Source organism: Ekhidna sp. (genome assembly GCF_039960695.1).
In the GTDB taxonomy this organism is placed as follows: Bacteria; Bacteroidota; Bacteroidia; order Cytophagales; family Cyclobacteriaceae; genus Ekhidna.
Genome location: NZ_JBDVKP010000011.1, coordinates 1 through 21,019 on the forward strand (window position 1 = coordinate 1; position 21,019 = coordinate 21,019).

General features: G+C 38.0%; 17 protein-coding genes. 11 read left to right on the forward strand and 6 right to left on the reverse strand.

The features are described 5' to 3' along the window. Together ABJG98_RS06425 and ABJG98_RS06430 are read left to right on the forward strand one after the other, a co-directional pair. On the forward strand, window positions 1–3,591 hold a 3,591-nt coding region (locus tag ABJG98_RS06425; protein ID WP_348278665.1), incomplete at its 5' end, for a gliding motility-associated C-terminal domain-containing protein. A gap of 11 nt (window positions 3,592–3,602) precedes the next feature. After that, window positions 3,603–4,526, forward strand: a complete 924-nt coding sequence (locus ABJG98_RS06430) for a type IX secretion system membrane protein PorP/SprF (protein ID WP_348278666.1) — start codon at window positions 3,603–3,605, stop codon at window positions 4,524–4,526. Here ABJG98_RS06430 and ABJG98_RS06435 read toward each other — a convergent pair. Together ABJG98_RS06435 and ABJG98_RS06440 are read right to left on the reverse strand one after the other, a co-directional pair. Next, window positions 4,517–4,864 carry a phage holin family protein gene (locus ABJG98_RS06435; RefSeq protein WP_348278667.1) on the reverse strand — a complete coding sequence of 116 codons (348 nt, stop codon included), beginning with the start codon at window positions 4,862–4,864 and terminating at the stop codon, window positions 4,517–4,519. The genes ABJG98_RS06430 and ABJG98_RS06435 overlap by 10 nt on opposite strands. A gap of 3 nt (window positions 4,865–4,867) precedes the next feature. After that, a complete protein-coding gene (locus ABJG98_RS06440; RefSeq protein ID WP_348278668.1) occupies window positions 4,868–5,383 on the reverse strand; it encodes a gamma carbonic anhydrase family protein in 516 nt (171 codons plus the stop codon). A 76-nt stretch (window positions 5,384–5,459) separates the two neighbouring features. On the opposite strand from ABJG98_RS06440, the gene miaB reads away from it, so the two are divergent. The 5 genes from miaB to secG are packed head-to-tail and all read left to right on the forward strand — an operon-like array spanning window position 5,460 to window position 11,077. Then, window positions 5,460–6,917 (forward strand): tRNA (N6-isopentenyl adenosine(37)-C2)-methylthiotransferase MiaB, encoded by a 1,458-nt coding sequence (gene miaB, locus ABJG98_RS06445; RefSeq protein WP_348278669.1) that lies wholly within the window; start codon window positions 5,460–5,462, stop codon window positions 6,915–6,917. Beyond that, entirely contained in the window at window positions 6,914–8,197 is a 1,284-nt protein-coding gene (locus ABJG98_RS06450) for a sigma-54 dependent transcriptional regulator (protein ID WP_348278670.1), read from the forward strand. Before miaB ends, ABJG98_RS06450 begins: the two co-directional genes overlap by 4 nt. Beyond that, window positions 8,178–8,702, forward strand: coding sequence for an LptE family protein (locus tag ABJG98_RS06455; RefSeq protein ID WP_348278671.1), 525 nt, complete (start codon window positions 8,178–8,180; stop codon window positions 8,700–8,702). The genes ABJG98_RS06450 and ABJG98_RS06455 overlap by 20 nt, the downstream gene beginning before the upstream one ends. Window positions 8,703–8,740: 38 nt before the next feature. Continuing rightward, entirely contained in the window at window positions 8,741–10,699 is a 1,959-nt protein-coding gene (locus tag ABJG98_RS06460) for a hypothetical protein (RefSeq protein ID WP_348278672.1), read from the forward strand. Continuing rightward, window positions 10,700–11,077 carry a preprotein translocase subunit SecG gene (gene secG / locus ABJG98_RS06465; RefSeq protein ID WP_348278673.1) on the forward strand — a complete coding sequence of 126 codons (378 nt, stop codon included), beginning with the start codon at window positions 10,700–10,702 and terminating at the stop codon, window positions 11,075–11,077. Here the strand turns inward: secG and ABJG98_RS06470 are convergent. Next, window positions 11,074–11,787, reverse strand: a complete 714-nt coding sequence (locus tag ABJG98_RS06470; protein ID WP_348278674.1) for a hypothetical protein — start codon at window positions 11,785–11,787, stop codon at window positions 11,074–11,076. The two genes, secG and ABJG98_RS06470, sit on opposite strands and share 4 nt — an antisense overlap. Before the next feature lie 201 nt (window positions 11,788–11,988). On the opposite strand from ABJG98_RS06470, the gene ABJG98_RS06475 reads away from it, so the two are divergent. Together ABJG98_RS06475 and groL are read left to right on the forward strand one after the other, a co-directional pair. Beyond that, the gene (locus tag ABJG98_RS06475; protein WP_348278675.1) at window positions 11,989–12,267 is read left to right on the forward strand and encodes a co-chaperone GroES; all 279 of its coding nucleotides are present in this window, start codon (window positions 11,989–11,991) and stop codon (window positions 12,265–12,267) included. A 30-nt stretch (window positions 12,268–12,297) separates the two neighbouring features. Then, entirely contained in the window at window positions 12,298–13,932 is a 1,635-nt protein-coding gene (gene groL / locus ABJG98_RS06480) for a chaperonin GroEL (RefSeq protein WP_348278676.1), read from the forward strand. A gap of 48 nt (window positions 13,933–13,980) precedes the next feature. Here groL and thrC read toward each other — a convergent pair whose 3' ends face one another. The 3 genes from thrC to thrA are packed head-to-tail and all read right to left on the reverse strand — an operon-like array spanning window position 13,981 to window position 18,615. Next, a complete protein-coding gene (gene thrC, locus ABJG98_RS06485) occupies window positions 13,981–15,264 on the reverse strand; it encodes a threonine synthase (RefSeq protein ID WP_348278677.1) in 1,284 nt (427 codons plus the stop codon). Then, window positions 15,261–16,178: a homoserine kinase gene (locus tag ABJG98_RS06490; RefSeq protein WP_348278678.1), complete on the reverse strand. Its 918-nt coding sequence runs from the start codon at window positions 16,176–16,178 to the stop codon at window positions 15,261–15,263. The genes thrC and ABJG98_RS06490 overlap by 4 nt, the downstream gene beginning before the upstream one ends. Window positions 16,179–16,185: 7 nt before the next feature. Next, window positions 16,186–18,615, reverse strand: coding sequence for a bifunctional aspartate kinase/homoserine dehydrogenase I (gene thrA / locus ABJG98_RS06495; protein ID WP_348278679.1), 2,430 nt, complete (start codon window positions 18,613–18,615; stop codon window positions 16,186–16,188). Window positions 18,616–18,838: 223 nt separating this feature from the next. Between thrA and ABJG98_RS06500 the strand changes: the two genes are divergently transcribed. Together ABJG98_RS06500 and ABJG98_RS06505 are read left to right on the forward strand one after the other, a co-directional pair. After that, window positions 18,839–19,414 carry a hypothetical protein gene (locus ABJG98_RS06500; protein ID WP_348278680.1) on the forward strand — a complete coding sequence of 192 codons (576 nt, stop codon included), beginning with the start codon at window positions 18,839–18,841 and terminating at the stop codon, window positions 19,412–19,414. A gap of 44 nt (window positions 19,415–19,458) precedes the next feature. After that, window positions 19,459–20,952, forward strand: coding sequence for a sodium:solute symporter family protein (locus tag ABJG98_RS06505; RefSeq protein ID WP_348278681.1), 1,494 nt, complete (start codon window positions 19,459–19,461; stop codon window positions 20,950–20,952). Window positions 20,953–21,019: the final 67 nt, after the last annotated feature.

Genomic DNA, 21,019 nt, shown 5'->3' on the forward strand with positions numbered 1-21,019 from the left:
GCTGGAGCTAGCCAGGTTGCTGGACTTGCGCCAGATACCTACTATCTACAAATCACTAACGTGGCCGCTGCTAATGGCACGGGATGTGCTCAAGCCGCCAGTGACTTCATCGAGTTCATCATCGAAGATCAGACGGTAACGCCTACAATCAACCTTGCTAGCGCAATTGTTCAAGACACATATTGTGATAATGCTGGAAATGTTGGCGACGGGTCAATCGCGATTTCTATAACTGATGATGGTTTAGTAGCAACACCAACTGATTTCACAATCACCTGGTATAGAGGTACTATAGCTGCTGCAAATGAAATCTACCCTGCTGATGGAGGTACGAGGGGATCTGCAACAACAAATGGAACTTTTACAACCCTCTCAGATTTAGCATCAGGCAACTATACGGTAGTAATTAATAAAGACTTGGGAGATACTCCAGGTACGGGTAATGAGGGCTGTACTGCTACAGCAGTTTATAATGTCGGATCAATGGAAGATACACCAACACTTGATGTCTCTTCTATTCAAGCCAAAACAGAACCTGATTCAATGTGTGTTGGTAGTAGCGGAACATTGATTATTAATGATGCGGATATTAGTGGCATATTAGATGATTATGAGGTAATCATACGACAAGGGTCATCAGGTGGACCAATATCAGGAACATTTACCAATAATGGTTCACCGACCATTACATTGAACAATTTAGCAGCTGATGATTATTATGTTTTTGCTCAAAACACTACCACAGGTTGTTTTGCTGCAACTGCTGTAATTAATGTGAAAGACTCTGTTCGAAATCCACAAATATCATTAGTAAGCGTAACGCCAAATGAAGATTGTGGCGGTGGCATTCAAATTGGTGGACTGGAAGTAATCATTGATAACGTCTATGATGAAAATGATCATTTTAATGTTCAATGGTTTACCAATTCTGGAGCAATTCCAGGAAACGAAATTGGAGCAGCAAATAGCGTTGTTTTATCTGCAGTTTCTGGGGGCAATTATTCAGTGGAAATACAAAATACTAATACTGGATGTATATCCGTGAAAAATTTCACTATCCCTACTCAGGATGAGCTATTATTTATCACAGATTATTCGGTAGATAATGTGAGTTATTGTGTCGATAATGGAAGTTTTGCTGTTCGTAGAATTTCTTTCGGAGGTGTAAATATTGACTCAGCTCAAATGGTTGTTGATGGGGTTTATGACCTTGAAGTTTATACCACTCCTGGAGACGTTCTTTCAGGTACTCCAGCAACTAATCCAAATCAGTTTTTAATAGAAGATTTAGGTGTGGGCTCATACTATGCGCTAATTAGAAAGACTGATTCACAATGTGAGTCTGATCGCATTTTCTTCGATATCGAAGAGAATATAATTCTACCAGATGTTACTATCTCTATAGTTGCAGCGGACTCTACCTGCTCAGCCAGTGGAACACCGGCTGGCTCCCTTTCTGCTGAAGCAGATGGTAATGATGATACAAATACAGACTATACTTTTGAATGGTTCACAGGTTCGGGTGTGGGTTCACCAACAGGTATCACCACATCAACAATTTCAGGATTATCGTCAGGAACATATACTGTGAGAGTAACATATATCCCAAGCGGTTGTTCACAAACAACAGAGCTAAATGTACCTAGTGCACCAGCTGATTTAGAAATAGTTTCTGTAACTGCCACCGGAGCTACTACATGTGTTCCTCCAGATGGTACCATTACAGTGACATCAGTCAGTAGTGGACTAACTACAGATTATGATTTTGACTATTATGATACTGATCCTACTGTCGGTGGAGCTACACCAGTATTTACAGGCGTAGCAGGAGCAGCTTATACAACTGCACAAGCTGGAATTTATTGGATTATTGGAACACATTCCACATTGGATTGTGTAACAGAACCATTCCAGACTACAGTAAATGATAATACAGTGCTACCTGAAATAACACTTGATGATTTTGACTTCCAGACCAATTGCGATCCTAGTAATCCAAATGGCGAATTACTTGTTTTGGCAGACGGACAACCTGAAAACGCAACTTATGACTTTGAATGGTATTTCGGAACTGGAACTGGTAATCCACTAACCTCAGACGATTATACTGGTGGTGGCAATTTGATGGGAGAATCAACGAATGTAGTTTCTGGAATTGCAGCTGGCTTATATACAGTCGAAGTAACGAACACAATTACAGGCTGTATTATTACTGAGACGTATGAAATGGTAGACAATATTCCAAATCCAATTGCTATTTCAACTTCGTCTTCTGCAAACACAAGCTGTATAAACCCGAACGGTAAAGCTGCTGTATCGGTAATATCTCCGGCATTGGGCAGATCAATCAATGATTATAGTTACTATTGGTTTATTGGGGATCTGGCAACAGTTGGAACAAATCCAAACCCTGCAAATGCTGATTACACAGGAACTCTAATAGAAGGAATTGCTAACGGACAATATGTAGTATATGTCATCGATCAAATTGACAATTTCTGTCAATCTGAAGCAGTTGAGGTTACAGTTGAAGATGGAACTAGAAGACCTACATTTGAGCTGACGACTAATGATGTTACAGTTTGTTTTACTGAAAAAGATGGATTCGCATCTGTGAGCGTTCAAGATATATCTACGGTGGACATTGCATGGTATGATGACTCCAACGCGCTTATAGGGACTTCATTCTTTGTAGATAACTTAGATGCTGGAACATATAGATTAGTCTTAACACATGTGGTTACTGGCTGTACCGCTGAAACCAATTTTGATATCTTCAATAATGCAATTACACCAAGTGACCCGTTTGTTCTTGTCAATAATGGAAGAAATAACTGTCAATTTGCGAATGGTAGTGCAATTGCTAATGTAGATGGAGTTACTAATAACTATCTATTTGAATGGTTCGATCCTAGTGATATGACTACTCCATATACTACTGGTTCACAAGTGTTTAACCTTGACACAACAACCTATTTGGTTAGAGCTACCAATCTAGCTACTGGATGTGAATCTGCTTTTACTTCAGTAGAAATTGGCTATGAAGTAATAGACCCTGTTTATGAAGTGATTTTCAATAACTCAGTTTGTCTAAGAACGGAAGATGGTTCTACAAACCAATTTACCGGCACTGCGATAATAAGCTTCGAAGAATTCCAGCTTGCAGGTGATTATGAATGGAGAGATGCGAATGGCGATGTGGTCGGAAATGATTCAAGATTAATTGACGCTTATCCTGGGGATTACACTGTGACGTTTACAGCAGAAAATGGTTGTGATTACTCTGCTTCGTTCACAATTGAAACTTCATTAACAATCTACAATGGAATTTCTGCAAATGGAGACGGTAAGAATGATTTCTTCTTAGTTGACTGTATTGACTACTTCCCTAATAATAACCTGCAGGTATTCAATAGAGCTGGTCAGAAAGTTTACGATATAGATGGCTATAATAACACTTCAATTAGATTTGAAGGTATAAGTAATGTGGGTGGCGGAGGACTTCAATTACCAGTTGGAACATACTTCTACATTATTGATTTGGGCAATGGAGAAGATCCGGTACAAGGATATTTAGAATTAGTTAGGTAATTTTAGCAAGAATGAAAAAATCATTAGTTGCAATTATTCTCATGATTATGGTCAGCTGTGTCTTTTCACAGCAGAGACCAGTCATGTCAACATATATGTTTAATGGACTATCATTAAACCCAGCATATGCAGGGAGTTTAAATATCTTAAGTGCCAGCTTTCTACATCGTAAACAGTGGATAAATGTAGATGGAGCACCTGTTTCAAATATTGTTGCTGTTCATAGCTCATTCTATGGAAATCAAATTGGGTTAGGATTACAGGCATCTCAAGATGTAATTGGGGTTCATAAAGAATCAGCAGTTTATCTAAGTGGTGCTTATAAGATTAAAACAAGTGCCGGCATCCTTGCAATGGGACTATCAGGAGGCTTTGATAATCGACGCTCGGACTTTACTCAGCTCAATATTCTTAATCAAGAAGATGAGTTATTAACCGGAACACCCACCAGATTTACACCAAATTTTGGCACTGGTATTTATTTTGCAAATCCTAAAATGTATGTTGGCATCTCTGTGCCTTACATTCTTGAGAACAGTCTATACCAGGTACAAGCTGACGGAACTACCTCAGACGCAAAGGAAAGTCGCTATTATTATATAACTGGTGGACTTGTTTTAGATATCAATCAAAGTGTAAAATTTAGTCCCTCTGCCTTAATAAGATATCAGGAACAAAGTAGACTTGGATGGGATCTAAATGCAACCATCATCTTTGACGGAATAGCGTATGCGGGAGTATCCTATAGAAGTGGTGACGCATTAGTCTTTCTTACCCAACTAATTCTAAACGAAAACTTTAGACTAGGCTATGCATATGATGCCACCGTAAATGCCTTAAATAATCATTCACGTGGTACACATGAAATTATGCTCAACTACAGAGTTAAGTTGAGGAACTACAAGAAAGATCCTCAATGTCCAGTTTATTTCTGATTTTCTTTGCTTAAGTCCGATAAAAGAGAATTTATCAAGGACAGAACCAAACTGAAAATTAAAGCCCACCAAAAGCTGTGAACTTCAAATCCTGGTATGATGGCATCCGCCATCAAAATGATTAACGCATTAATTACCAGTAAAAACAACCCCAGAGTAAAGACAGTAAGTGGAATCGTTAATATAATTAACAAGGGTTTCACCGTTACATTTAACAGTGAAAGTAAAACCGCAATAATAACCGCAGTAAAAAAGCCATCTACAACAACTCCAGGAAGAAGGTATGAAGCAATTATTACAGCAATTGAGGATAGTAATATTTTTACAAGTATATTCATAAGCTATTTTTCTTTAAACCAACCAGCATACATAGAATAGTTTCCTGCAATTCTACCAAGCATTTCTTTATTTTCCTCATCCATACTTTTCAACTTCTTACCAGGAACACCACCGAAAACCGAATTCTCTTCCACTACAGTTCCTGCTAGCACTACAGTTCCTGCCCCAATAATCGAACCTGACTTTATAACCGCATTGTCAAGAATAATTGCACCAATCCCAATAAGTACATTGTCTTCGATGGTACAACCATGAATAACAGCATTATGACCCAGAGAGACATTATTTCCTATTGTTGTTCCTGATTTTTGATACGTGCCATGAATAGTTACATTGTCTTGAATATTTGTGTTATTCCCTATTCTTATAAAATTCACGTCTCCGCGTACTACTGCACCAAACCAAACAGTACAATTATCTCCCATTTCAACCTCACCAACAATTGTACTATTGGGAGCAAACCAGCAATCCTTACCATGTACTGGGGAAAATCCCCGAACCTCTTGAATGTGAGCCATTTTATTTTTAAAACTAGAGTAAAATTCTATACTTGAAGTGCTGACAAAATGTCACAGTAGTTTCTATCTTTGCGGCATGCGAGGATTGATAGCAGACATAGATATACTAGAGAAAAAGACGAATCAACCTGAATCGTGTGACTTTAAGACCACCGAAGATGACGGAAGCGAAGCTCAGAGGAAGCTTTACATTGAAAGTTATGGTTGTCAAATGAATTTTTCAGATAGTGAAATAGTCACGTCTATTCTACAAAAAGAAGGTTTTGGAACCACGTCCTCGCCAGAACATGCAGACGTGATACTAATTAATACTTGTTCAATTCGTGAGAAAGCGGAACAAACGGTAAGGAATAGACTGAATTTTTTCAACGGTGTAAAGAAAAAAAATCGTGATGTTACAGTTGGTGTACTTGGCTGCATGGCCGAAAGACTAAAATCACAGCTCTTAGAAGAAGAGAAAATCGTAGATCTGGTATTAGGACCAGACGCTTACAGGGATTTACCCAAGTTGGTAAAGCAGGCAGAAGAAGGCGAAAAAGGTATAAACACCTTTCTATCACGTGAAGAAACCTACGCTGATATTTCTCCAGTAAGACTAAATTCTAATGGAGTTACGGCACTGATTTCCATTATGCGAGGCTGCGACAATATGTGCTCTTTCTGCGTAGTACCATTTACCAGAGGGCGTGAAAGAAGCCGAGATCCTCATTCCATTGTTAAAGAAGCTCAAGATCTTTTTGATAAAGGCTATAGAGAAGTAACGCTTCTTGGTCAGAATGTAGATTCGTATAAATGGTCTGCAGAGGAAAATAACAAAGCCCGATTAGACAAAAAGGACGATGTGAGTGAAATTATCACCTTTGCCGATCTCATCGAACTGGTAGCCAGGATTCATCCTGATTTGAGAGTTAGATTCTCAACTTCGCACCCAAAAGACATTACGGACAAGGTGCTTCATACGATGAAACAATATGAAAACATCTGCAACTATATCCACTTACCTGCGCAAAGTGGTAGTACAAGAGTCCTTGAATTAATGAATCGTACCTACGGTCGTGAATGGTATATTAACAGGATTGACGCAATTAGGAATATCCTTGGTCAAGAATGTGGTATTAGTTCAGATATGATTTCCGGTTTTTGCACTGAAACTGAAGCCGAACACGAGGAAACTCTCACTTTGATGGATTATGTTAAGTATGACTTTTCATACATGTTCTTTTATTCAGAGCGACCTGGTACCCTTGCAGCTAAAAAGTATGAGGATGATATTCCTTTAGAAACGAAAAAAAGACGACTCCAGGAAATTATAGATAAGCAAAAAGAAATATCTCTTGAACGAAATAAACTGGATATTGGCAATGAATTTAAGGTTCTTGTAGAAGGTAAGAGCAAGCGATCAAACGACAGAATTCAAGGAAGAAATTCAGCGAATAAAGTAATAATCTTCGAGGGTGACATGCCTAAAGGAACATATGTGAAAGTAAAAGTTACCGATTGCACACCGGCAACACTTTTTGGTGAAATAGTATGAGTTTAAAGATCGATTCCGAGGTTCAAGCAATAAAACAGCGATTTGAGATTGTAGGCAATTCGAGCAAACTCAATAATGCAATTCGTGTGGCCATGCAGGTTGCACCAACAGATATGAGTGTTTTGATTACCGGCGAGAGTGGAGCCGGTAAGGAATCTTTTTCCAAAATCATTCACAGCCTCTCACACCGTAAGCATGGTCAATTTATAGCGATCAACTGTGGTGCAATACCTGAAGGAACAATTGATTCTGAACTTTTCGGACATGAAAAAGGTGCATTTACAGGGGCTACAGGAGATAGAAAGGGGTATTTTGAGGTAACCAACGGAGGTACTATTTTTCTTGATGAAATAGGAGAAATGCCACAAAACACTCAAGCTCGTTTGCTAAGAGTTCTAGAGAACGGTGAATTCATAAAAGTTGGATCATCGAAAGTTCAAAAAACTGATGTTAGAGTTATTGCAGCGACTAATGTCAATCTTCTGGAAGCTGTAAATAGAGGCAAATTTAGAGAAGATCTTTACTATCGCTTAAGCACTGTACCAATTTATGTACCTGCTTTACGAGAACGAGACGATGATATAGTTCTACTCTTTAAAAAATTCGCTTATGACTTTTCAGAGAATTATAAAACAGAGCCAATAAAGCTTTCTGATGACGCAAAAGATTATTTAAAATCCCATCGTTTTCCTGGTAATATTCGCCAGCTAAAAAACCTGGTTGAGCAAATTAGTGTGCTCAGCATCTCACGTGAGATAAATTTAGAACAACTACAGACTTATCTACCACGAACAGGCAATAATCTGCCAGCATTGGTTGACAAAGAAAATTCGAAAGATAACTTCACAGAAAGAGATATTTTGTATAAAGTACTTTTTGACATGAAGTCAGACATGGCTGAGTTAAAAAAACTTGTTTTTAAAATGCTAGATGGGGATGACAATGAAAAAGAAATTCTGGAAGATCATAAAACACTTTTTCAAAATATCGATTCTTCCCACAATAGATTGGACGAATACAAAGAAGAGAAGGAACCACAAAATGAAGAGCCTACTTTGATAATTTCATCTAACCAAGATGATTATGATTCGGAGGTTGAAGATATTACTCATGAGATGGAATTTGAAGATTCTCTATCTCTTGAAAAAAAAGAAAAAGAGCTCATCATTAGAGCTTTGAGGAAAAATAATAATAAACGAAAGTATGCAGCTGAAGATCTGGGTATTTCGGAACGAACTTTGTATAGGAAGATAAAGCAATATGAACTTGAGAACCTTTAGTCTATTACTTCTTCTCTTATCCTTAGGGCTTAGTTCGGGATGTGGTGTGTACAATTTCACCGGAGGTACATTATCTCCCGACATAAAGACAATCTCAATTCAACAATTTTACAACAACGCTCCTCTGGGACCATCCAATATGAGTGCATTATTTACTGAAACTATTAAAGATTACTTTCAGCAAAATTCTAGTTTAGAGCTTATTGAAAACAATGGAGACTTACAATTAGATGGCTTTATTTCAAACTATACTATTACCCCAGTTGCCGCGACAGCTGGTAGTCAAGGTCAAGCCGATTTTTCAGCACTTTCGCGAATCACAATTACTGTTTCTGCCACATATATCAATGTAAACGATCCCACCTTTGATTTTGATAGAAGCTTTTCATTTTTTAAAGACTTTGACAATTCTACCAATTTAGCATCCGATGAGGAGGCCTTTGTTGAAGAGATATTCGATCAAATAGTATTAGATATCTTCAATGCGTCAGTGGCAAATTGGTGATTTTGGTTAATTTTAGCTTAAACACCATCATCTGACCTGTGAATAAGACCGAATTAATCACATTCTTACGCGATCCTAATCGGCTTTCTTCAGAGCAACTGGAAGAGCTTGAAGCAGTTGTGGACGAACATCCGTACTTTTTGAGTGCCCGTTTACTCCTCGCTAAAGCCAGCAAAGAGCAGGGGCATCCAAAAACCAAAAAACGAATTTCCTCAGCAGCCATCTATTCTACAGATCGAGTTCTTCTAAAGAAATACCTAAATGGAAATCTATTCTTCTTAAGCGAGCCTGCTCAAGTAGAAGAAGAACCTCAAGAAAAGGATAAAAAGAAACCTGAACCCGATAAGCAAGAACAAAAAATACCAATTGTAAGTAAGCAAGATCAGGCACCTAAAGAATCCAGTGACCAGGTAAAAGAAAAACCAGAGGTTAAGGAAGTCGAAGAACCTTCCAAGCCCGAGCAAAAAATTGCTAAAGAAGCTTCTAAAGTACCTGATATACCCCCTACTGCAAAGGAAAAGCCAGAACCCAAACCGGAACGTACCGATAAACGGCCTTCCGCTCTTAAAGCCAAAGAAGAAAAACAGCTTCCTGAAGTTCCTGAATTACCCACTGGTGAACTTGATACAATTCTGGAAGAACTCCAAAGGGATATGGAGAATCTGAAAGCCTCTAGACACAAATTTGCTGAGGTTCAGCAAAAAATCGAAGAAGACGATGCGGTTTCTGAAGCACTGAAAAAAGCTTCTACTAAGGATGAATTGGAAGAGGTGCAATCTCAGGAACCCTCACCTGACGAAAGTCAATCAAAGTCTAAAGAAGAACCATCAGAGGAAGTCAAAAGATCCGCTTCCGAAATCACAATGCAAATTCTCGATGCTGCCAAAAAAGCTAAGGAAGAAGTAGCTAGAGAGGATGCTGCAGAAAAAGAACTTACTATTAAGGAAACCTCTGAATCTGATGATGAGACAGAATCTGACAAACAAGCAGATAAAGATGAAGGAATTACAATAAAAGGTGTAGATGAAAAAGATACTGAAGAAAAAGGTGTAGATAAGCCAGATAAAACCATAGAAGACGGAGATTCTGGTCGTGCTGAGCGTGTAATCCGCGAGCCTCGTTTCTCAAGATTCGCTACAAGAAGCTATTTAAAACCTCCAGAAGAAGTTGATCCTTCATCCTTGTTAGGTGATGATGAAAGCAAGCAAAAATCAGAATCCAAGGAAGAAAAGATAAAGAAAGAAGAACCTAATAAAGAAGGGGAATCTTCGAAAGAAGAAAGTCATGATGAAGGTTCTGATAAAATAAAACTCCCTGACCTATCCAAAGCCAAACCTGTTGCCCGCAAAAGTAAACGCAAAAAAAAGGAGGACCAACCTGAAAGTCTAGTTGAAAAACCTAAAACACCTGAAGCAATAAAAGAAGAAGTTAAATCTTCGAAAAAATCACTTGCTGAAGAAAAAGAAGTTGCTTCTGAAACTGAAAAATTGGATAGTAAAGTAAGTGAAGTAAAATCGCCAAAATCTAAGAAAACTGAATCTAAAGCTGTTAAAAAAGAAACAAATACAAAGAAAAAAACATCGACCAAAGCAGCTGTTAAGAAATCTTCTGAGAAGAAAACATCAAAGAAATCTGCGATAAAAAAAGAACCAGCAAAAAAGACATCAAAAGCTAAATCGCCGTCCAAATCTAAACCTGATAGCTCCAAAGAAGAAAAAGACGACGGCAAAGGTGAGCGCAAGTCTCACCAGGATATCATTGACAAATTCATAAAAGAGTCACCTACAATTAAATATCAGCGAAAAGAAGAAAGCACCGCGTCTGATTTGGCAGAGCAAAGTGCTGCCTGGGATCCTAACCTGGCTTCAGAATATCTTGCTGAAATCTATTTACATCAAGGAAATAAAAAGCGTGCGCTTGAAATCTATGAGGCACTAAGCTTGAAATATCCAGAAAAATCATCTTACTTTGCGGACTTAATTTCAAAAATTGAATAGATGTACGGAGTAATTGTAACCTTGATTGTCATAGTAGCTGTGTTGTTGATTCTTGTTGTATTAGCACAAAACCCGAAGGGAGGAGGACTTTCAAGCCAATTTGGAGGTTCTGGAACTTCTCAACTAATGGGAGTCAAAAAAACAGGCGACCTTCTAGAAAAGCTAACGTGGGGATTTGCTATTATCCTTCTTGTACTTTCTGTTTCCACAAACTTCATTCAACCTACTCAAGATCAGGATGTATTATCAAGTCCAAATATTGATAACGCACAGACTTCTCAACCAGCCATTCCACAAGGAATTCAGCCTGCAGATGCTAACTCGTCAGATTTAAATGATCTAACAGAAGGTTCTGCTACAGATAGCACGGATAATTAAGAAACAGATATTCTTCTAACCAGCATTCGCTTGGCTACAGGAAGAACCGTCTCATTTAATGGAAATTTCAGTCTGCTGCTAGCAAGGTAAGTAGCTGGATTAGGTAATTCAGTAAACCTTTTTGTTAAACCCACTTTAATATTCTCAAAGGTCGTACTTATCCCACGAATCTCGTTCATTAAAAACTCAGTAGTCATACTACGATACTTTTCTTCGGCATGCTCAAAAAATGTCATTTGATACCTAAAAATCGATACATCCATTGATGCGTCTTGATTAATAAACAAATAGCCCTCGTCTGAATAAATCGGAGAAACTCCTACTGGCTCCAGTTCGATATGCTCCTCTACAAACTCAAAAAGCTCTTTCCCTTCCTCTAGCATACCTTTCATTTTAGGTATTGCAAATGCGATGATCTCTTCAATCTGCTGCATCACCTCATCATCATTCACAATTTTATCATAGGTAAGTCTGAGCTTATTAAAATCAGCCTTGGTAAGTGTCTCTGGGAAATTGTCATACATCAATTTTTTACTTTCTTTCACTTTTATCAGATTCCGATAATGGAAAATTAAATCAGACATGAATGGGTATAGCTCCGACTGATTAAACCTACTTCCAATGTTCTTCAAATAAGCAAGCAAAATGTATTTCTTATATTCATAGTCAATCAGTCCTTCAGTTAGCCAATCATGTTTTAAGCTGTCCATATTGTATTCTTATTTTAGTAAAAAATTAAACACCAAATGTCAGTTTGTCAAGCAAGCCATGCGTATTTAGAGGAATCTTTCAATCAGTCCTGTAAAAATGTCATATCTACCCATGAAGAAACCTGACATACATGTCTTGGCACGCTAAATGATAATAGAAATGCCAAACAGAAAATCCTATAAACTTAAACGTTTAAAAACATGTCTAAAGTAAATTTCAAACCACTTGCTGACAGAGTTCTAGTAGAACCTGCTGCGGCCGAAGAGAAAACAGCGTCTGGAATTATCATTCCTGATACTGCTAAAGAAAAACCTCAGAAAGGACAAATCGTAGCTATCGGAACTGGTAAGAAAGATGAACCTATCAATGTAAAGGTTGGAGACCAGGTGCTTTATGGTAAGTATTCTGGAACAGAAATTACCATCGATGGTAAAGAGTTCTTGATTATGAAAGAAGCTGACATTTACGGTATAGTATAATTAATCACAAAACTGAAAAATCAATAAATCATGGCAAAAGATATATTCTTTAATACTGACGCAAGAGACAGCATCAAAAAAGGTGTTGACATTCTAGCAGACGCAGTTAAAGTAACATTAGGTCCTAAAGGACGAAATGTAATTCTAGACAAAAAATTTGGCGCTCCTAACGTAACTAAAGATGGAGTTTCTGTAGCAAAAGAAATTGAGCTGAGAGAACCAATCGAAAACATGGGTGCGCAATTAGTAAAAGAAGTAGCTTCTAAGACTGCAGATGACGCAGGAGATGGAACTACTACAGCAACGGTATTGACACAGGCGATTTTTGGTCACGGTATCAAAAACGTGGCAGCTGGTGCTAATCCAATGGATCTTAAAAGGGGCATTGATAAAGCAGTTGCTGCTGTTGTAGAGAACCTTAAGACACAGTCTAAAAACATCAAAACCAATGATGAAATTGCTCAAGTAGCATCTGTTTCTGCAAACAACGATCCTGAGATTGGTAAAATGATTGCTGATGCAATGGAAAAAGTAGGGAAAGATGGAGTAATCACTGTCGAGGAAGCTAAAGGAACTGAAACTGAAGTTAAAACTGTAGAAGGTATGCAGTTTGACAGAGGTTACCTTTCTCCTTATTTCGTAACCAACACTGACAAAATGGAAGCTGAGTTGGAAAGCCCATATATCTTGATTTATGACAAGAAGGTTTCCAATATGAAAGAGCTTCTTCCAATCCTAGAAGCTACAGCCCAAACAGGCAAACCATTGTTGATTATCGCAGAAGATGTAGAAGGTGAAGCTCTTGCTACACTTGTGGTAAATAAAATCAGAGGATCTCTGAAAATTGCTGCTGTAAAAGCTCCAGGTTTTGGTGATCGAAGAAAAGCAATGCTTGAGGATATTGCTATCCTAACTGGTGGAACAGTGATTTCTGAAGAAAGAGGTTATAAGCTAGAAAACGCTACCATCGATTACTTAGGAACTGCTGATAAAATCAACATCGACAAAGACAATACAACTATTGTAAACGGTGCTGGCAAGAAAGCAGATATTACTGCTCGAGTAAATCAAATAAAGCAGCAAATCGAAAACACAAGTTCTGATTACGACAAAGAGAAGCTTCAAGAACGACTTGCTAAGCTTTCTGGTGGTGTGGCTATCCTATACATAGGAGCCGCAACTGAAGTTGAAATGAAAGAAAAGAAAGATCGCGTGGATGATGCGCTTCATGCAACAAGAGCTGCTGTACAAGAAGGCATAGTAGCAGGTGGTGGAGTTGCTTTAATAAGAGCAATTAAGGCCCTTGATGGACTTACGCTTGAAAATGAAGATCAAAATACTGGTGTAACAATTGTTAGAAATGCAATTCAGTCTCCTTTAAGAACTATCGTTGAAAATGCTGGTGGTGAAGCTTCAGTAGTTGTTAATGAAGTTTTAGCAGGAAAAGCTGATTATGGATTCAATGCGGCAAACGGCGAATATGTAAACATGTTCAAAGCTGGTATCATTGATCCTACTAAGGTAACAAGGCTTGCACTTGAAAATGCCTCATCTATTGCTTCTCTTCTACTCACTACCGAATGTGTAGTCGCTGAAGAACCAGAGAAAGAAGGAGCAGCAGCAATGCCTCCAATGCCTGGTGGTGGTATGGGTGGAATGATGTAATCATTCATCAAAACAAATATCAAAGGCTGTTCATATGGACAGCCTTTTTTATGCCATCAATAAATCTTTGAATGCTTGATAGTCACTAGAAATGTTAGTTGATTCTTTATCCTTTTCGAATAAGTAGCTTGTCTTTTCTGGTAGATCTATCGTTGTACCTAGCGCACTATTAACAACGTCCAGAAACTTGCTATGGTGAGCCGTTCCAATAAAAAAGCCTTCCTCTGCCTCTTGCAAACCACTTTTCAATCCTGCGTAAGCAATCGCAGTATGTGGATCTAATACATATTTATTATGATCATAACACTGGCGCATGATCGTTCGAGTATCATGATCATTTAGTACAAAACCAGTTGTTTCTTTAGTTATTGACTCAAACGAATTACTGTGCAGTTCCTGCAGCCGAGAAATATTACTTGGTTTGCTAACATCCATGGCATTGGATATTGTGGTGATCGTTTCTCGTGGTTGATATTTACCATCTTTCAAATATCTAGGCACAACATCATTCACGTTCGTGGATGCAATAAACCTTCTAATAGGCAAGCCCATTGTCTTCGCCAACATTCCCGACGTGACATTTCCGAAATTACCGCTAGGCACGCTAAAAACCAGATTTTCAACAAATCCTCTGCTCATAAAAGGAACATAGTAATAGACAGACTGTGGCAACCACCTTGCGACATTGATTGAATTTGCTGATGAAAGGTTTTGATCCTTCAATTCCGTATCAAGAAATGCCTGTTTTACCATTGACTGGCAGTCGTCAAAATCGCCAGCTACCTCAAAGGCACGAATGTTACCACCTAATGTGGTCATTTGACGTTCTTGAAGAGGCGTTACTTTGCCTTTTGGATAGAGGATCACAACATTAATTCCGGGTTGATTATAAAACCCTGAGGCCACTGCTCCGCCTGTATCTCCCGAGGTGGCTACTAAGATAGTTGTCTCTTGATCATCATACTCTTTGAAAGATGAAAGTACTCTTGCTAAGAACCGAGCTCCTACATCTTTAAAGGCCATTGTAGGCCCATGAAAGAGCTCCAAGCAATTCACTTTATCTTCTACCTGAACTACTGGAATATCGAAAACAAACGTATCAGCTATGATTTGCTCCAGCATACCTCTAGGAATATCCAAAGTACAAAAAGGACTCAATACATGGAAGGCAATTTCATTGAGGCTTAAACTATTTATCTTTTTGATGAATGATTGATCAAACACGGGAATTTTTTCTGGAAAAAAAAGTCCGTTATCCTCAGGTAAGCTTTTCAAAACGGCTTCTCGAAAACTTACTTTTTCTAATTTGTTATTAGTACTATAAAACTTCATGATATCACTTTACAGCCGACCAAATCTATTTTTGAACGATAAATCTTACAATCGAAATCACAATCCTGATAAAGGCCAGAAATATCATCAATGGACTGTTCAATATCTCCGTCTAAATCGAAGAGCGCAAACATGCTAGGTCCAGATCCTGAGATATTAAAACCAACCGATCCATGCTGAAGGACAATTCTTTTGACCTCTTCATACTTAGGAATTGCACTCTTACGAACTGGCTCTGCAATCAAATCCATAATTGATGATCTTAATAGTTTATTATCACCGATATGAAATGCATGGATTAAACCCGCAACATTGCCCCATTGATTTCTGGCCGTCTGCATCGATATATTAGTTGGCAATAACTTCTTTGATTCAGCAGTTTTTACTTCTACATCTGGAAAAATCAGAAGCACCTCTAACTTTGATTTCATTTCCACTCGAAATACATCCAAAGGATTATAACTTCTAATCACTTGAACACCGCCCAATAAAGAAGGTGCTACATTATCTGCATGATAACTGCTAGATGCAAAAGCCTCTCCTTCCAGTGCAAATTGCAACAACTCTTCCCTCTTAAAAGGTCTATTTAGTAGCTCATTAACAGCAAAGACAGCTCCTGCAGCACTGCTTGCACTAGACCCTAACCCACTTCCTGGTTTGAAAAACTTATGAATGGAAATGTCGAAACCTTGAGTTGTCCTCAACGCATCCAGCAATGATTGAATAGCAATAGTGGCCACATTCTGCTCTGGATTATATGAGAGGTCAGCGCCAACAATTTCATTTATCACAAGCTTATCATCCGGCCTTTTAGTAACTTGAATCTCTTCTCCAATCTCGGTAACGGCAAACCCCATTGTATCATACCCACAACCTATGTTGGCAACTGAGGCTGGTGCAAAAACCTTTATCATCTCCATATCAATTATTCGATTGAGCTATTCTTAATACATCCGCAAAAATACCCGAGGCTGTTACCTCAGCTCCGGCTCCAGCACCTTTAATCACCAGCGGTTGTTCAGCATAACGAGTGGTGTAGAATAAGACCACATTATCTTTTCCCTCAAGCTGGTAGAAAGGATGAGTTTCAGGGATTTCCTCCAAAGCAACTCTTCCTTTTCCATTTTGGAACGAAGCAACTAACTTAAGCCTGCTATTACCTGCTTTTGCCTTTTCAAATATTGCCTTAAAATATGGCTCTTCTTGCTCAATTTTATGGTAGAAATCATCTAAGTCCACACTATCTGTGCATGACTTAGGAAGAAAAGAAGTGATTTCGATTTCATCCATTTCCATTTCGTAAGTGCTCTCTCGAATCAATATTAAGAGCTTTCGCATTACATCTTCTCCAGAAATGTCTAATCGAGGATCAGGTTCCGAGTAACCCAATTCCTTTGCTTTCTTTATCACATCGGCAAATGAAATAGTCCCATTGTATTCATTAAATAGGAAATTGAGCGTACCCGAAAGTACAGCTTCTAATTTATTTACCTGATCTCCGCTACGAATAAGATCATTGAGTGTCGAAAGGATCGGTAGCCCAGCGCAGACATTTGTTTCAATCAAAAACTGACTTCCATATCTCCTACTCGCAGCTTTCAGTTCAAGATAATTCTCAAAACTTCGGGTTGCTGCAATTTTGTTTGGAGTAACTACTGAAATGCTCTGAGATAAAATGCTAGCATATAATTCTGAAATATCCTCAGAAGCAGTAATATCAATGAAAATGCTATTTCTGAAATTTACATCATTCATCGTTTCAACAAACACCTCTTTACTAAATACTTCACCTTCATCGAGGTATTTTTGCCATTTAGAAAGTGGTATTCCATCTTTTTGAAAAGCCATCTTGCGTGAATTAGCAACGCCAATGACTTTCACGTTTAGGTGGTGATGCTTTTTTAGAAATAAGAATTGACCTGTGATCTGATCCAGAAAGGCCTTTCCAACGTTACCTGCGCCAATGATGAAAAGATTGAGTCTTCGCATCTCTGATAAAAAGAAACTCTCATGTAAAACATTTAGTGCCTTGCTCAAATCGGCTTTTGGTATGATCGCTGAGATATTTCGTTCAGAGGAACCTTGTGAAATCGCTTTTATACTGATTCCATTCTTGCCTAGAACGTTAAACATTTTCCCACTAACTCCGACCTGATCTTTCATCTTAGATCCAATCAAGGCTAGCAATGAATAGTCTTCCTCTAAAACCTCTGAGTGAATCACTTGGCTTTCATCCTTGTTTCGAAATTCCTTCTTAAGAAAGCTTAGTGCCTTCTTCGCTTCGGAAGCCTTGAAGCCCAATGTGACAGTGTATTCAGCATTACTGTGTGTCATGAATATAATTTCAACTTGATTATCAGCAAGAACCTTAAATAGTCGTGGAAAGAAGTCGATTTTATTCAGCGCTGCATTTCCACTTACCGACATCACAGATACTTCATCTATACTTGAAATTCCCTTGATAAGACTTCCATTGTTATTCTCATCACTAGTAATGAAAGTTCCTGTCATATCTGGCTCAAAAGTATTCTTCACAACCACTGAAATGCCCGCTTTAAAAACGGGGGCAATGCTTTGTGCATAAATCACCTTAGCACCAAAATGGGACAATTCTAGTGCTTCTTCATACGATACTTTATCCAAGGTATGAGAACGCTTAACCTTACTAGGGTCGGCGGTCATGATTCCATTTACATCCGTCCAAATCTCAACGATTTCCGCATTAAGGGAAGCTGCAAGTAACGAGGCAGTATAATCCGAACCTCCCCTACCTAGTGTAGTAATCTCATGGCTTTCAGTTCCGGCGATAAAACCTGCAAAAACATTAATAACCTCAAAGTCATGTTTGGCTTTTTTTATATTAGAATCAGTCTCAAATGAGTGTACATTAGCACTACCAAATTGATCATCGGTTAAGATTATCTTTCTGGAATCAAACCATTTTGCCGACAATCCTTCTGCCAAAAGAAAATTGGATATAATTAACGATGAAAGCAATTCACCGGAACCAAGAATAAAATCCAGACTCCTGTTAGTCAATTCCTTTAACAAAAAAACACCTTCTAACACCCTCAATAGTTTTTCAAACACCTCTTCGAGTTCGGGCAACACTTTTCCACATAACCTTTCAGAAAGTAGGACGTGTAGGTCATGAATTTGATTAAATGTATCAATGTATTTCGAATCTCCCATTTTAGCGAAATTCGCGGCCTCATTCAAATCATCGGTAGTCTTTCCTACGGCGGATACAACTACAACTAATATTGAATCATTTTTGAAAATAATGTCCTTAGCTTGTCTAATGGAAGCTTCATTGCCTAACGAAGTACCTCCAAATTTTAAAACCTTCATAGTTTAAGCATAAAAAAAACGCCATCCTTAATAATTAAGAATGGCGTTTCAGTTTTATTAATTAGCAGCAACTACCATTCTATCCAGCAGGTAATACCTGTGGTAATTGTAATGGTTGCTGTGCTTGAAATTCTCATTTGATTCTAAAAGTAATGGAGTGTTTCATCAATAAAAAACAACAAAGGAATTAATTCCATAATTATCAATTTCTTATTTTAGGAAGATGAAGAAAAAAGCCCTAACTCAAATTGCTTTTGAATTTGCCTCAATTGTTTTTGCTGTTCTACTTGCCTTGGGATTAAGCACATATAAGAATTCAATAGATCTGGAAAATGAGTCTTTGAATGTTCGCCAGAATATTATTAAAGAATTTAAAACCAATCTGCAGAAAATAGATTCTGTCCTCATCAAGAATGTGATATACACCAACTATCTAGATTCTATGGTTAGACTTCAACCTGAAGAGGTTAATTCATTCTATTTTGACTATGAATTTGAGTTGCTCACACACAGTGCTTGGGATATTGCTCAAAATAACAACTCAACCAATCTAATTGAAACTCAATTTTTACTCGATGCAGCAGATATTTACCACATGCAAAATTTTTTAGAGGGCTTTGCTGGCAAAGTATTTGAAAACATTGGAATGGCGTTAATGAGAGCAAATGAACTTCAGGATTTCAACATGGCATTGAGTATGTATTACAATGTAGATCTAATGAACAATGTATCTCAATCTTTGAAAGACTCATATGAAGATTTTCTTACAAAATATGATACATCCAACTCAGAAGATTGATCTGAATTAATCATTATCTTGGCACCCAATTTTAAAAAAGTACCATGACCTATCTTGTTGTAACCATTGGATACATCCTCATTCTTGCTGGAATTATCATCTACAAAAGTCGTTCGGTTAAAAGTGAAGAAGACTTTGTTGTAGCAGGTAGAAATGTGCCTGTTTACTTATTAGTTGGAACTTTGGTGACAACATGGATTGGATCAGGTAGTTTGTTTGGAACAGCAGGACTTACATTTCAAGTAGGCTTTTCAGAATTATGGTTTTCTCTTGGGGCGTGGATAGGAATTTTGGCTGTATATTTTATTGCAGCACGAGTTCGCAGAATTTCACAATATACGCTTACAGACATTCTAGAAAAGCGATACTCGCCTATTGCCAGGCTATTGGGTACCATCACCATCATTGTAGCTTATTTGATTATTGCAGGTTATCAATTTAAAGGAGGAGGTAGATTCCTCTCCATCCTTACTGAAGGTTCTATCTCCGTTGAGCAAGGCACTCTAATCACTTTTCTAATCATCATCTCTTTCACCGCATTGGCTGGAATGGTTTCCATTGTATCTATTGATATTTTCAATGGAATCATAATGATTACGGCCATCATCCTGGCAGTACCATTTGCGATAAATGGTTTTGGTGGCTGGGATAATGTCGTTAATACAATCAATGAAGTTAGTCCCAATCACTTGTCCATCACAGAAGGGCACGATCCGATGTGGTATGTTGGGATCATGTTACCAACACTCATTCTTTTATTAAGTGAGAGCAGTGTTTATCAAAAATTCTCGTCTGCTAAAGATGCTAAATCAGCAAAAAAAGCTGTGATGGGAATGTTTATTGGTGTTGTTGGAATTGAATTTTTGATGTGCTTGCTGGCAGTTGTTGGATTTGCAATTTATGCGCATGATCCACGATTTTTCATGCCAGATGGAACAATAAATGCTCCAATGTCAGAAGAAATTATTCTTCGAATTGGATTTGAAAAGCTCCCTTCATTTGTTGGCTCATTATTATTCGCTGGTGGTGCCGCCATTATACTCTCTACAGGAAATACGTTTCTGATGGTAACATCTACGAACTTCTCGAGGGATATTATGGAAAAATATTATATCAAGAATCCATCTGAAAAAACCAAACTAATTATTCAAAGAAGTGCAATCGTTATTCTAGGATTTATTGCTTATCTCATCATGACTCAATTTGAAGAGATATTATCCATGGCCTTTATTTCATACACGATGATTGGAGCAGCGTTAGCACCTCCTTTATTGGCAACCTTCTTCTGGAAACGTGTGACGAAACAGGGTGGCGTCGCTTCTATCCTATCAGGAATGCTTTCAGTTGTTGCAATAGAGATCTTTACAAGATCAACGGGAGAAAACCCAATGGATCTAGGTTGGTTTTCATTCATCTACGATTCCAAAATGATTGCCATTCCTGCATTGATTACCTCAATCCTTGCTTTGGTCATAGTAAGCCTACTAACTAAGCCAACACCAAAAGAAATAGTCGATCCTTTTTTCGAGAAAGACTGAGTTAAAGTAACTTCGCGCAAACGTTTGAGATGGTTCTTGAGTTCTAGATTAAAAGGTTTCACTTTAA

Bases quoted from the DNA above. Each gene is read 5' to 3' on its own strand.
- ABJG98_RS06430 (WP_348278666.1), top strand. From the start codon at position 3,603: ATGAAAAAATCATTAGTTGCAATTATTCTCATGATTATGGTCAGCTGT.
- ABJG98_RS06435 (WP_348278667.1), bottom strand. From the start codon at position 4,864: ATGAATATACTTGTAAAAATATTACTATCCTCAATTGCTGTAATAATT.
- ABJG98_RS06440 (WP_348278668.1), bottom strand. From the start codon at position 5,383: ATGGCTCACATTCAAGAGGTTCGGGGATTTTCCCCAGTACATGGTAAG.
- miaB (WP_348278669.1), top strand. From the start codon at position 5,460: ATGCGAGGATTGATAGCAGACATAGATATACTAGAGAAAAAGACGAAT.
- ABJG98_RS06450 (WP_348278670.1), top strand. From the start codon at position 6,914: ATGAGTTTAAAGATCGATTCCGAGGTTCAAGCAATAAAACAGCGATTT.
- ABJG98_RS06455 (WP_348278671.1), top strand. From the start codon at position 8,178: ATGAACTTGAGAACCTTTAGTCTATTACTTCTTCTCTTATCCTTAGGG.
- secG (WP_348278673.1), top strand. From the start codon at position 10,700: ATGTACGGAGTAATTGTAACCTTGATTGTCATAGTAGCTGTGTTGTTG.
- ABJG98_RS06470 (WP_348278674.1), bottom strand. From the start codon at position 11,787: ATGGACAGCTTAAAACATGATTGGCTAACTGAAGGACTGATTGACTAT.
- ABJG98_RS06475 (WP_348278675.1), top strand. From the start codon at position 11,989: ATGTCTAAAGTAAATTTCAAACCACTTGCTGACAGAGTTCTAGTAGAA.
- groL (WP_348278676.1), top strand. From the start codon at position 12,298: ATGGCAAAAGATATATTCTTTAATACTGACGCAAGAGACAGCATCAAA.
- thrC (WP_348278677.1), bottom strand. From the start codon at position 15,264: ATGAAGTTTTATAGTACTAATAACAAATTAGAAAAAGTAAGTTTTCGA.
- ABJG98_RS06490 (WP_348278678.1), bottom strand. From the start codon at position 16,178: ATGATAAAGGTTTTTGCACCAGCCTCAGTTGCCAACATAGGTTGTGGG.
- thrA (WP_348278679.1), bottom strand. From the start codon at position 18,615: ATGAAGGTTTTAAAATTTGGAGGTACTTCGTTAGGCAATGAAGCTTCC.
- ABJG98_RS06500 (WP_348278680.1), top strand. From the start codon at position 18,839: ATGAAGAAAAAAGCCCTAACTCAAATTGCTTTTGAATTTGCCTCAATT.
- ABJG98_RS06505 (WP_348278681.1), top strand. From the start codon at position 19,459: ATGACCTATCTTGTTGTAACCATTGGATACATCCTCATTCTTGCTGGA.